We start from the raw sequence: 12,274 nt of genomic DNA on the forward strand, positions 1-12,274 counted from the left end.
AGGGATCAATCCTGCATCATGTTGTTGGCCTTTGCCACCGGCGCGAGTTTCTTCGTATCGGCACGCACCGATTCGGTGTACTTGCCCGGGGTACCGTACTCGGGATCGAAGCCGAGGTTCACGAGCTTCTCCTGCACCGCCGGCTCCGCCATCACGCCCGCGAGTTCCGCGACGAGCTTCTGCTTCACCGGCGCGGGCACACCCTTCGGCGCGACGACCGCGAACCACGAATCCATGCGGAAGCCCGGGAAGCCGCTCTCGGCGATCGTCGGCACGTTCGGCAGCATCGGGTTCCGCTTCGTCCCCGTTACCGCGAGCGCGCGAACCTTGCCGCTCTTGAGCGCGGCCACGGACGCGGGTACCGCGTCGAAGCTTAGCGGGATCTGTCCACCCATCACGTCGGTCATCGCCGGCGCGCTGCCCTTATACGGTACGTGCAGGACTTTGACGCCCGCCGCGTTCCACAGCATCTCACCCGCGAAGTTAACGGTGGAGCCCGTGCCATGCGAGCCGTACGAGTACGTGCCTGGCTTGGCGTTGATGTCCGTCAGCAACTGCGGCAGCGTCTGCGCCGCGACACCGCTGTTGGCAAGCAGCACGAGCGACGCGCTGCCCACCATGCCGATCGGATCGAAGCTCGACTCGGGGTTGTAGTTGAGCTTGCTGTAGATGATGGGGTTCACCACGAACGTCGTCGACGTGCCAAGCAGCAGCGTGTAGCCATCGGGCGCGGCACGGGCCACCTGTTCGGCGCCGACGATCGTCGCCGCGCCAGGCTTGTAGTCGATGACGACCTGTTGCTTCAGGCGCTCGCTCAGCTGGATCGAGACCACACGCGCCACGGAGTCCACGCTTCCGCCGGGGGGAAACGGCACCACGAGGCGGATCGGACGATCGGGAAATTCCGCCAGCGCCGCGCCGGACAGCAGCGCGAGGGAGACGCCAACACAGGAAACGAGAATCCGCGGAAAAGACATCGTGCACTCCAGGTGTGATCAGTGGGACGGTGGTTGCGTACCTTCAAAAGTCGCCGGCTGGCAGGGCCGGGCGGCGGTTGGACGGGAGAGAGATCGTTGGGAATGCGTGCCGTATGCCCGGGTGATTGTCACCTCTGTGTGCATACGACATGGGTACAGGAGCGTAAGCGGTCAGACGCGCGCCGGAGACTTGCTCCGTTCGAAGTTGACGATGCGGTTGAAGTCCTCGCCGTCGGCCAGCGACGCGGCGCTCGACTTCCAGATATCGCCGACCACCTCGACGGTCGGCAGGTCGAGCCCGAGCGCCTCGCCCAGCGACACGGCAAGATTCACGTCCTTGCGCATCAGCTGCATCGTGAAGCCGGAGCTGTACGTATTGTTCAGGATGCGGCTCGGATAGTTGAACAGCGTCACGCCGCTGCGGCCCGATCCCGCGTTCACGGCTTCGATCAGCTGCTCCGTGGAAATGCCCGCCGCATTGGCCAGGCGGAACGCCTCGCTCGCGGTTACCAGGTGCGATGCCGTCAGCAGGTTGTTGATCAGCTTGGCGACATGGCCGGCGCTGACGTCGCCGATATGGAAGCGCTTGGTGCCCATCGCCGACAGGACGGGCTGCGCGTGTGCGACGTCGGCCTCCGAGCCGCCGATGAACATCGTGAGTTCGCCCTTGAGCGCGCCGCTCGGGCCGCCGCTCACGGGCGCATCGATGAAGCGGATGCCCTTCTCCTTCAACGCAGGGGCGAGCTCGCGCGTAATCTGCGGGTCGGCCGTCGTCGTGTCGATGAGGACAAGACCGGGGCTCGCCAGCTCGAGCAGCCCATCCTCGCCTTCAAGCAGGGCGCGCACGATGGCGGAGGTGGGCAGCGACAGCACGATGGTCGCGCATTCCCGGGCGAGCTGCGCCAGGTTATCGCCGATGGGAATACCGGCCTGGCGGGCAGCGCCCACGGCCTGTTCGGATTTGTCGAGCCCGAGTACGGTGTAGCCGGCGCGCTGCAGCGAAAGGGCCATGCCCCGGCCCATGTTGCCGAGACCGATGACGCCTACGGTTTTGGTGTTGTTCATCGTGTGATCTGATCAAATGGTTGCGGTGTGAATCGAATGAGCCTTGGACTCGGGATGCGTTCGCTTGAACAAGGGCGCCTCAATCGCCCTCGGCAATCGGCAGCCAGACGCTCTTGGTTTTCGTGTACTCGTACAGACATTCCGCGCCGCTCGACCGGCCATAGCCGCTGCTGTCGTTGCCGCCGAACGGCGTCGCGACATGCATGTCGCGATACATGTTGATCCACAGCAGGCCGGCATTGACCTGCGCCGCCACGCGATGCGCACGCGCGACATCGCGCGTCCATACCGCGCCGGCCAGCGCGAACTCGCTGTCGTTGGCGATCGCGATTGCGTCGGCCTCGGTGTCGAACGGAATCGCGACGACCACCGGACCGAACACTTCCTCGCGCGCGATGCGCATCGTGTTGTTCACGTGACTGAGCACGGTCGGCCTGACGAAGAAGCCCGGCCCGCCTGGCGGCGTAACGCCGCCGGTCACGAGTCGCGCGCCTTCGTCGAGGCCCATCGCGACCATGCGCTGGATGCGCTCGTATTGCGCACGGTTGTTGATCGGCCCGCCGTCGGCCGTTTCATCGAGCGGATGGCCGATACGATAGTCCGCCACGGCGCGGCCCACGGACTCGACAAAGCGGTCGTACACACCGTGCTGCACGAGCAGCCGCGAGCCGGCCGCGCAGTTCTGGCCCGTATTGGCACAGGCGGCCACCACGGCCGCGCGGCATGCCGCATCGAGGTCCGCATCGTCAAACACGATGTTGGCCGACTTGCCGCCGAGTTCCAGCAGGCATGAGATCGGCCGCTGCGCCGCGGCGGCATTCACTGCGCGCCCCGTCTGCGTGGAGCCCACGAACACGACCTTCTTCGTGATGGGATTGCCGATGGCCGCGTCGCCTATCGTCTTGCCAAGGCCGTTGACCACGTTCAGCGTGCCCGAAGGCAGGCCCGCCTCCCGGGCGAGCTTCGCCAGCGCGAGCGCGGTGAGCGGCGTGAGTTCGGACGGCTTGAGCAGCACGGCGTTGCCCATGGCCAGCGCGGGCGCCACGTTCCATGCGGCGAGGTAGATCGGCGAGTTCCAGGGCGTAATCGCGAGCACGACGCCAAGCGGCTCGCGCAGCGTGTAGTTGAGCTGGCCGCCCGGCACTGGAATCACGTTCCCGAGGAACTTGTCGGTCCATCCCGCGTAGTAGCGAAAGATCTCCGCGACGGCAGCGACCTGCGCGCGGGCCGCCTTGATCGTCTTGCCACTCGTGATCGCTTCGAGTCGCGCCAGCGGCTCGGCATCCCGGCGGACGAGATGCCCCAGCTGCGCAAGCGCTTCGCCGCGGCGCTGGGCGGAGAACGCGGCCCACTGCTTCTGTCCGGCCTGGCAACTCCCCAGCGCGGCGTGCACGATGCACGCATCGGTATCGGCGAACTGCAGCAGCGTTTGCCCGGTGGCGGGATCGACGAGCGGCAGCATGGCGCCGCTACCCGTGACGAGTTCGCTCCCGATAAACGAGCCGATTTCGCTGGGCGGCCCCACGAGCGACGCGACGAGCGCATGGAAGTCCGACGAAGATTGATTCATGTCCCTGGCCTGGCAAGAACGGCACCCGATCGCGGGCGCCAACGCGGTGCACGACGGCGATGTCGTCATGCGATGAGGGCAAGTCTAGGGTTGGGAGTAGCGTTAGCGAAAGATGCTAATTCTGTTCTCGCGATCACCATAAGTTCTCACCATGGACGGTGGCCGACGTCGATCACATTCCGTGATCGTGAGAACTATGCAGACATCTTTGCTTCTCGCCGCACGCGCCGCAGACTTTGCGCATCGACAACGCGAGGAGCGACCATGAGCAAGGCTATGAGCAATGAATTGTTTGACAAGGGCGAGCAGGTTCGCCGCGAGGTGCTGGGCGAGGAGTACGTCGTCAATTCCACGCGCAATACCGACGCCTTCAGCGAACCCATTCGCGAGTTCGCGATCAAGAACCTGTGGGGCGACATCTGGAGCCGCCCGGGCCTCGACCGCCGTTCGCGCAGCATCGGCGTGCTGTCGATCCTTGCGGCGCAGGGACGGACGGGCGAATTGAAGACGCATATTCGCGCGGCGCTGAACAATGGCCTCACGCGCGAAGAGATCGGGGAAGTGTTCCTCCAGTCGGCGATGTACTGCGGAATTCCCGCGGGCAGCGAGGCAACGCGGGTGGCCAAGCTGTTGTTCGCGGAGATGGACGCGAAATAAGCGTGATTACTTGCCGAGCTTCGCGTCCAACGCCTTCGCCATCTCCAGATGATGCCGCAGCGAGGGCAGCGTACGCTGCGCGAGCGCCTTGACTTCCGAGTGCTTGGCCTTGTCGGCGGCATCCCTGAACAGATTCACCGCGTCCTGATGCGCGTCGACACCGATCTTGCGGATGTAGGCGGCGTCGAACGCTGCGCCTTTGAGTTGTTCCAGCGCGCGCACGTCGCGCTGCTGCCCTTCCAGCGGTGACTCCGGCACCTGGATGCCGAGTTTCCCGGCTATTTGCTTGAGCTGCGTATCGACGGTCTGATGGTCCTCGATCATCTTCTTCGCGAACGCCTTGACGTCGGGGCTCGAAGCACGGATTTCCGCGAGGCGGCTGGCTTCGATCTCCATCGCGCCGGCCGTTCCCGCGCGGCGCAGGAACATCGCGTCGGTGTCGCTCGCAGGCGCGCCGCCGGGGACGTCGGTGAGCGGCGCGGCATGCGCCGCGGTCACGCCAATCGGTGACGACGACAAAGCGGTCATGACCGCGATTGCCGCAACCGTCACCATGTGTCCAGCGATGCATGTATTCCGCATGATCCCGCTCCTGGCAATGACGTTACCAATTTGCATCCGAGGGCGGCATGCGCTGTACAAATTGCACGCACCCTCGGCCTTCACCGGGATTCACCCGGCGGCGATCCACGGTCAGATCGGGGGCAGCCCCGCCGACGCACCGGTCGAGATCCAGTACGGATCGCGTTCGTAATACTGGTGAACCGACGTCCCCCACTGCGGGTCCGCCATGCTCGGCCAGCTGTCCTTGTTGAAGCCCGGCGCATCCTTGATGCGATCCGCCGTCAATCCAAGGCGGAAGCACTTGGCATCCGTATCCATCACGAGCGCCGACCACGGAATGGCATGCAACGTATCCCCGATGCCGAGGAACCCGCCGGTGGTCAGCACCGCATAGGCGACGCGTCCACGCGGCACGTCGATCATCACTTCCTTGATTTCACCGACATGCTCGCCATCCGAGCTATACACATTCGTGTTTTCGAGGCTCGATGCCGCCATCACTTCCGGGCCCGGGCCTTCCCCGACACCGGAGCCGACGATATTGGCGCCCTGGTTCGAGGTGAGTGCTTGATTCGCGTCCATCACGGTTCTCCTTGAAGAGTCATCCTCTGGTGTGGAACCATGCGTGCTGCAATCACCGTGCCCATCGGCATGGCTTCGCGTTACGGGTTGCCCTTGCCGCCCGATGCACCGAACACCTGCCCCGTCACGTAACTGGCCTCCGACGAAGCCAGCGACACGTAGAGCGGCGCGATCTCGGCCGGTTGGCCCGGACGTTGCATGGGTGTATCGCTGCCGAACGCCTTGAGCTTCGCCATCGTCTGTCCACCCGACACTTGCAGCGGGGTCCAGAACGGCCCCGGTGCCACCGCATTGACGCGAATGCCCTTGCTGGCCATCTGCTTGGCGAGGCCCTTCGTAAAGTTCGTGATGGTCGCCTTCGTCGCGGCGTAGTCGAGCAGGTTCTCCGACGGATCGGTCGCGTTCACCGAACTCGTGTTGATGATCGCGGCACCGGCAGGCAGATGGGGAATGGCGGCCTTGGTGATCCAGAACATCGCATAGACGTTCGTCTTGAAGGTCCAGTCGAACTGTTCCGTCGTGATGTCCAGAATCGAGTCGTGGCTTTGCTGGCGCCCCGCATTGTTGACGAGGATGTCGAGGCCGCCAAGTTCGCGCACGGCGCTGGCAACCAACTGCCGGCAGAACGGCTCGTCGCGGATATCGCCGGGCAGCAACACGGCCTTGCGCCCTGCCTGCTGGATGTACTGCGCGACCTCGCGCGCGTCGGATTCCTCGGCGGGGAGGTAGTTGATGGCCACATCCGCGCCTTCGCGCGCGAACGCGATCGCGGTGGCGCGTCCCAGGCCGGAATCGCCGCCCGTGATCAATGCCTTGCGGCCTGCAAGGCGCCCGCTGCCGCGATAGCTCTGCTCGCCATGATCGGGGCGCGGCGTCATCTTGCCCGCGAGGCCCGGCCACGGTTGCGTCTGCTCGGGAAACGGCGCGCGCGGATAACCCGCGCGCGGATCGCGCACGCCGCCCTGCGCGGCGCCGGGCGTGGCCGTGGCGGCGGTTTCCGCTGCGACGGCCGTGCCGCTGCCGACTGCAACCGCGAGCCCTGCTCCTGCGTGTTGCAGCCAGCGGCGGCGCGAATCCGATACGTTGTGGTCTGTCATCTGGTTCTCCGAGGGATCGTTGGGATCGTTGGGATCGTTGGGACGTCGTAACGTCCTTCGGAGAACCTTGCTGCAACTTGCGGGCCAATGCTCCCGCGTTCGATTTAGGCCTGTCCCATGGCCGGGTCGCTCACCGAGTCCTTGCCGGTCTCGACGCGTCCCGCGACGCGACGCCGGAACGAGGCCTGCCTGTCGCAGACGATCGCAAAGTCGTACCAGTTGCCGCTATCGCCAAGCGTCCAGCGCAGTTCGCCGACGCGACCCGGCTGCACCGTCTGCGTCGATGGGCCATCGTTGCGATAAGCCTGCGCGGTGGCGGTGAAGGTCGCCGGTTGCGTGCCGCGGTTGTAGAGCTTGACCTGCAACGCGGGCGGATCGCACAGCTCGTAGCAGACCTGGATCTCCACGCCACCCGCCGATGCCTGCTCGCCGACGTTACCGGTGAACTGGCGGTGGTAGCCGTTCGGACCCAGCACCCACAGGTCGTACTTGCCGCCATCGGCCGCGACGTTCCATACGCCTTCGAAGGTCTTGCCCGCTTCCACGACGTAGCGGCGTGGCATCGCATCGAGGTGCAGCTTGTCGTAGACATGGAACACGGCGGCCGCGTTGCCCGTGCTGGTGTTCGCGAAGCTCAGCGTGACGGTGCCGGCGGCATCGATGCGCGACGTCGTGTGAAGCTCGTAGGGGAGCGCTCTGGAGGGACGCGTGCCTGTTTCCTGCTTCGGCGCGACGCCCGTGGTCGGCACCGGGATGGCGGGAAGGGCCTTCTGCGCGATGGCCAGGTTGTCCACGGCAACCTTGGTGGTACGGCCGGACAGCGTGGGCAGCTTCTCGCTGTTGGGGTTCACGAAGTTGAATGCCGACGTCAGGTCGCCGCACACGGCGCGGCGATACGCGCCGATCTGCGGCTCTCTGACGCCGAATCGCTTTTCGAGGAAGAGCAGCGTCGACGTGTGATCGAACGTCTGCGAGTTGACCCAGCCACCGCGGCTCCATGGCGAGACCACCCACATCGGCACGCGGGGACCGGGACCGAACGGCTTGCCGTCCATCGTCAGCTGGTTGGCCGTGGCGGGCGTGTAGTTGAAGTATTCGAAGGCCATGTCCGCGTCGGACAGCGTGCTGCCGCCGGCCAGCGTGCCATCGGCATTGCGCGAGGGCGCGGACGGCGGTGGCAGATGGTCGAAGAAGCCGTCGTTCTCGTCGTAGTTGATGAGCAGCACGGTCTTGCTCCACACCTCGGGGTTCGCGGTCAGCGCATCGAGTACCTGCTGGACGTACCAGCCGCCCTGCGCGGGGCTCGAGGGTCCCGGGTGTTCGCTGTACGTGGACGGTGCGATGATCCACGAGACCGAGGGCAGCGTGCCGTTCTGCACGTCGTCGCGCAGCGCCTGCAGGAAGCCGTCGGGCATCGTGTTGCCGAAGCCGCGGGCGAGCGGGCTCAGCGCATCGTCGATCGCGGGATCGTAGGCCGGCGACACGTCGGGCAGCGCGACCGGACGGCGCGCCGCGGGCATGGCCTCCATGGCAGCGCGCCAATGGCGGAAGCTCATCATCTCGTTGCAGCCGTAGTTGTCGGCGAGACTCTGGTAGACCTTCCAGCTCACGCCGGCGTCGACGAGGCGGTCAGCGTAAGTCTTCCACGTCCAGCCCTGCGTCGAAGGACCGACGTCGTTGCCGCCGTTGAACTCGTTCACCATGGCCGCGACGTTGTCACCGCTGGGACCATTGGTGCCGGTCCAGTAGAACAGGCGGTTCGGGATCGTGCCCGTGTGCATCGAGCAGTGATACGCGTCGCACAACGTGAAGGCGTCGGCCAGTGCGCGCTGGAAGGGGATTTCCGCTGTCTCGTAGTACGACATCGACAGGCGGTTCTTCGCGACGGGCCAGCGGTTCATGCGACCGTGGTCCCATGCGGCCTGCGCATCGGGCCACGTATGCGGCGTGCCGCCCGCGCGTTGCGCGTTGCCCTGCGTCGCATCGAGGCGGTACGGCGTGATGATGTTGCCCGTGCTGTCGGTCTGGTACAGGACATTCTTGCCGTTGGCGAGCGGAATGCCGAAGCGATCGCCGTAGCCCCGCACACCGCGGAACGTACCGAAGTAACTGTCGAAGGCGCGGTTCTCGAGCATCAGCAACACGACGTGCTGCACGTCCTGGATGGTGCCCGTGGCGTTGTTGGCTTCAATGGCCAGCGCGCGGCGGATGCTGGGCGGGAACGAGGCGAGCGTGGCCGCCGCGGCGGCGGTGCCCAGCGTGTTGCGCAGGAAGTTTCGCTTGGAAGGATTGAAGGTCATGCCGGTTGGTGTCTGTTCGTTTTTGTGATCCTGCCGGAGGCCATCGCGTGGTAGCGACGGACGTTGGCCTCTTGACGTGCCTGCTGGCGGCAGCGTTGATCGACGGCTCGGTCGATGGCCGCCTTGTCAATCACGGCGCGGGCGCGCAATGGGCCGTCGCGCATGCGGCCGGAGCCGTTCCGCCGCCGGGCGTCGTGCCGTTGTTGCCGTTGTTGCCATTGCCGGGCGGACCGTTGTCGTCGCCGCCGCAGGCACTCAGCAGCATGGACAGACACAGGATGCCGGCACCGAGCAACGGCCGGCCATAGTGGGAGATCCTACTTTCTCTTGTCATGGGTCATGATCCGCGCAACTGGCCGAGCGCCCGGCCGGTATCGGCCATGATGGTTTCTGGAATGGGTCTTGCAGACCGGGCACCCCTCGCCGGGGGGGTTCCCGGTTCAGGAGAGACCGGAGTCTAGGAACGCGATATGTCAGAGATGTGACCGACACCGCGGCCAAGCGGGCGCTTGAATGTGCGAAGAGAGGGTTGGCGCTGACGCGCGTGCGTGGTATTCACGCGCGTCGTAGTGGGCGGGGTCGCTGGAGATTATTCCGTCTGCGATGATTGCAGACGTGACAATGTTGCCCGAGTGCGACGGGACGTTTCTGTCGATGCTCAGGGCCCGGCGCGCACGGGCACGCGCGGCGCCACCGCGCACATGAGCTCATACCCGATCGTGCCGGCCGCGGCCGCCACATCGTCGATGGGCACATGCTTGCCCCAGAGTTCGACCGGCGTTCCGACGTTTGCTTCCGGACAAGCCTCGAGGTCTACGGCGAGCATGTCCATCGATACGCGGCCCAGCGTACGCGTCATGCGTTCGCCCACGCGCACGGGCGCAAAGTGCCCGGCGTGCGACGATGCGATGCGCGGATATCCATCCGCATAGCCGCATGCGACGATGCCGATCCGCTGGCGCCGCGTGGCCACATAGTGGGAGCCATAGCCGACCGCTTGCCCGGCCTCGATCTGCTGCACACCGAGAATCCGGCTCGCAAGCGTCTGCGTCGGCTGGAGACCCGTCCCCGCGAGATCCCGCGCATTACCCGAGGGCGACGCGCCGTACAGCATGATGCCGGCGCGGACCCAGTCGTATCGGCACTCGTGATGCCACAGCGTGGCCGCGGAGTTGGCCAGCGACACGGGGCCGGGCAATCCCTGCGTCGTCGCGCGGAAGCATTCCCACTGCGCGGAGATTCCGGTCTCCGTGTCCGCGTCGGCGAAGTGGCTCATATGCCCGAGCGTGCCGATCGCCTCGACCGCCTGTGCGCGCCGAAACGCGGCGCGGTAATGCTCGGGCGCGAAACCCAGGCGGTTCATGCCCGAGTTCAGCTTCAGGAAGACATCGATGGCCCCTCGCGGCAACTGGCCCCTGCGCGAGGCGAGTTCGAGCATGCGCAACTGCGCCTCGTCATGAACCGCCGTGGTGAGCCGCAGGGACGCGAGCAACGGCACATCGGTCTCGTCGAAGAACCCTTCGAGCAACAGGATCGGCTTCTCCCAACCAAGCTCGCGCAACCGCACCGCCTCGTCGAGATCGAGCAGCGCGAACCCATCGGCATCTGACAGCGCGGGGTAGACCCGCTCGATCCCATGCCCATAGGCATTGGCCTTGACCACGGCCCACACCTTCGACGCCGGACTCAGGCGGCGCGCGACGGCGAGGTTGTTTTCAAGCGCGGAAAGATGAATCGTGGCGGAGATGGGCCGTGGCATGGCGGGAATGGCAGGTGGCTGAGTGGCTTGGCGTGAATGGTTGCTATGTTAGTGATGAGTTCGCAGTTGGAGTTGCTGAAAACATGCTGGAATTCAGCAAAGAGTTATGTGGGATGTTGGATGTTGGGGAGATTGGAGGGGCCAATGGCGCCCGTGCAGCCATGCTCGACATAAAACTTCACGTGCGCATGGTCCACGCCAAACCCGCCCATATCGCATCCGGTGCGCCCCACATCCCGGAAGATCTGATCGAGCATGCGCCGCACCACCTTGGTGGCTTCCATCATCCGGTCCATCACCACGGCATCGAGCTCGGCCAGATTGCTGCGATAGTGCGCCTTGGTAACGAGCACGGCGAAGCCCGGCGTGTAGGCATAGATAGAGAGAAACGCCACATGGTGCGCGTCCTCCCATATCGTGTGACAGGGCGCGGTGCCACGCACCACCTGACAGAAGATGCAATCCTGGTCCGACGCGTCAAACGAATCCATGCCCCAGTCTCCTGTGCGCCCACACGCAACGTTTACGAGGACCAAGGCTCACATGCCCGGGAAGCCGAAACAATCAGCGTTTCGTTAATGTTGGAAGCTGACTGCAGCGTCGATCAGCGCCGGTGAACCGGCGGGGCGGTTTCAAAGCGTTTTCCATATTTTCGATATTACTTTGAAACTCGCATATTAGATGGCTTTTACGCCTCTTTTTAGGCGGTCAACTGGGCGGTTTCAAAGTAAAATATGTTTTTCAGCATCGACTTTGAAACCATGGACCCATGGCTAGAACTTGGAGAGGAGGCCCTCCGGCAATACATCGATGCACGGAGTGTGTTCGAGGCGTGTGAAGTGGCCCGAGAGAAGGCGGCCCTGGTGCGCGGCGGCATGATCTGGAGGACAGTCAAGGAGCGGGAGTATCTGATCCGCACCAGATCCGACGGTAGTCAAAATAGTCTGGGAGCCAGGTCGGAGGACACGGAACAGGTCTACAGAAAATTTGTCGAGCGCAAGGAGTCGGCAGAGGCACGGGTCAAATCGCTCAAGGAGGAACTCGACAAACAGCAACGTCTGAACCGGGCGCTCTTCGTCGGCCGGGCTCCGGACATACTGGTCGGCATCCTGAACATGCTGGATCGCCTGTCGATCTCCGAACATTTCATCGTCGTAGGTACTCATGCGCTCTACGCGTATGAGTCCGCCGCAGGGGTCAGGCTTCAAGAAGCCGCACTGGCCACCCGCGATGTGGATCTTCTGTGGGACACGCGCAAACGGCTCCAGTTTGTCTCGCGTATGAAAGCGATGGATACATCGATGCTCGGTGCACTGCGAAAGGTAGACAAAACCTTCGAACTGGACGAGCTTCAACCTTTCACCGCGGTCAATTCGAAAGGCTTTGAAGTCGACATCATTCGTCGCGAACATGGCGATGATGATCCGCATCCTCTGAGACTGACCGACGACGAGGGAGACTTCTGGGCGGTACAGGCGCGCCGGGCAAACGTGCTGTTGAGCGCTAAACCGTTCAGTACCCCTATTGTCGCCACCTCGGGAAAGATGGCGCGAATGAGAACCATCGATCCGAGGACGTTCGTGGAATTCAAACGATGGATGGCGGATTTGCCCGACCGGGACCCGGTCAAGGTGTCACGAGACCGGCTGCAGGCCTCCATTGTCGAAAGGCTGACCGCGGACCGACTCTCGCATCTCCGGTGA

Annotated in this window: 12 protein-coding genes; 2 read left to right on the forward strand and 10 right to left on the reverse strand. The window is 64.4% G+C overall.

Annotated elements, in window-relative coordinates:
- Positions 1-5 precede the first annotated feature (5 nt).
- The 3 genes from KHP16_RS18670 to KHP16_RS18680 all read right to left on the reverse strand — a co-directional run bounded on the left by KHP16_RS18670 (position 6) and on the right by KHP16_RS18680 (position 3,612).
- A complete protein-coding gene (locus KHP16_RS18670; protein WP_115955347.1) occupies positions 6-977 on the reverse strand; it encodes a Bug family tripartite tricarboxylate transporter substrate binding protein in 972 nt (323 codons plus the stop codon).
- Positions 978-1,148: 171 nt separating this feature from the next.
- On the reverse strand, positions 1,149-2,042 hold the full coding sequence (locus KHP16_RS18675) for an NAD(P)-dependent oxidoreductase (protein WP_121492875.1): 894 nt from the start codon (positions 2,040-2,042) through the stop codon (positions 1,149-1,151).
- A gap of 79 nt (positions 2,043-2,121) precedes the next feature.
- Positions 2,122-3,612, reverse strand: coding sequence for an aldehyde dehydrogenase family protein (locus tag KHP16_RS18680; protein WP_115955351.1), 1,491 nt, complete (start codon positions 3,610-3,612; stop codon positions 2,122-2,124).
- Between the two features lie 264 nt (positions 3,613-3,876).
- On the opposite strand from KHP16_RS18680, the gene KHP16_RS18685 reads away from it, so the two are divergent.
- Positions 3,877-4,269, forward strand: a complete 393-nt coding sequence (locus tag KHP16_RS18685; RefSeq protein ID WP_244214859.1) for a carboxymuconolactone decarboxylase family protein — start codon at positions 3,877-3,879, stop codon at positions 4,267-4,269.
- 6 nt (positions 4,270-4,275) lie between these two features.
- Here the strand turns inward: KHP16_RS18685 and KHP16_RS18690 are convergent, their stop codons facing one another.
- The 7 genes from KHP16_RS18690 to KHP16_RS18720 all read right to left on the reverse strand — a co-directional run bounded on the left by KHP16_RS18690 (position 4,276) and on the right by KHP16_RS18720 (position 11,062).
- Positions 4,276-4,797 (reverse strand): DUF4142 domain-containing protein, encoded by a 522-nt coding sequence (locus KHP16_RS18690; RefSeq protein ID WP_167468519.1) that lies wholly within the window; start codon positions 4,795-4,797, stop codon positions 4,276-4,278.
- 165 nt (positions 4,798-4,962) lie between these two features.
- Positions 4,963-5,415 carry a PRC-barrel domain-containing protein gene (locus KHP16_RS18695; protein WP_115955355.1) on the reverse strand — a complete coding sequence of 151 codons (453 nt, stop codon included), beginning with the start codon at positions 5,413-5,415 and terminating at the stop codon, positions 4,963-4,965.
- Between the two features lie 80 nt (positions 5,416-5,495).
- Positions 5,496-6,512 (reverse strand): SDR family oxidoreductase, encoded by a 1,017-nt coding sequence (locus KHP16_RS18700; RefSeq protein ID WP_121492876.1) that lies wholly within the window; start codon positions 6,510-6,512, stop codon positions 5,496-5,498.
- 104 nt (positions 6,513-6,616) lie between these two features.
- Complete coding sequence (locus KHP16_RS18705) at positions 6,617-8,812, reverse strand: phosphocholine-specific phospholipase C (protein ID WP_121492877.1); 2,196 nt, start codon at positions 8,810-8,812, stop codon at positions 6,617-6,619.
- A gap of 130 nt (positions 8,813-8,942) precedes the next feature.
- A complete protein-coding gene (locus tag KHP16_RS18710) occupies positions 8,943-9,146 on the reverse strand; it encodes a hypothetical protein (RefSeq protein ID WP_146208470.1) in 204 nt (67 codons plus the stop codon).
- Between the two features lie 324 nt (positions 9,147-9,470).
- On the reverse strand, positions 9,471-10,571 hold the full coding sequence (alr, locus tag KHP16_RS18715) for an alanine racemase (protein WP_211960878.1): 1,101 nt from the start codon (positions 10,569-10,571) through the stop codon (positions 9,471-9,473).
- A 104-nt stretch (positions 10,572-10,675) separates the two neighbouring features.
- Complete coding sequence (locus KHP16_RS18720) at positions 10,676-11,062, reverse strand: HIT family protein (RefSeq protein WP_211960879.1); 387 nt, start codon at positions 11,060-11,062, stop codon at positions 10,676-10,678.
- Between the two features lie 243 nt (positions 11,063-11,305).
- Here KHP16_RS18720 and KHP16_RS18725 point away from each other — a divergent pair, with 243 nt between their 5' ends.
- Entirely contained in the window at positions 11,306-12,274 is a 969-nt protein-coding gene (locus tag KHP16_RS18725) for a GSU2403 family nucleotidyltransferase fold protein (protein WP_244835876.1), read from the forward strand.

It is taken from the genome of Cupriavidus plantarum, assembly GCF_905397285.1.
GTDB classification, from domain to species: domain Bacteria; phylum Pseudomonadota; class Gammaproteobacteria; order Burkholderiales; family Burkholderiaceae; genus Cupriavidus; species Cupriavidus plantarum.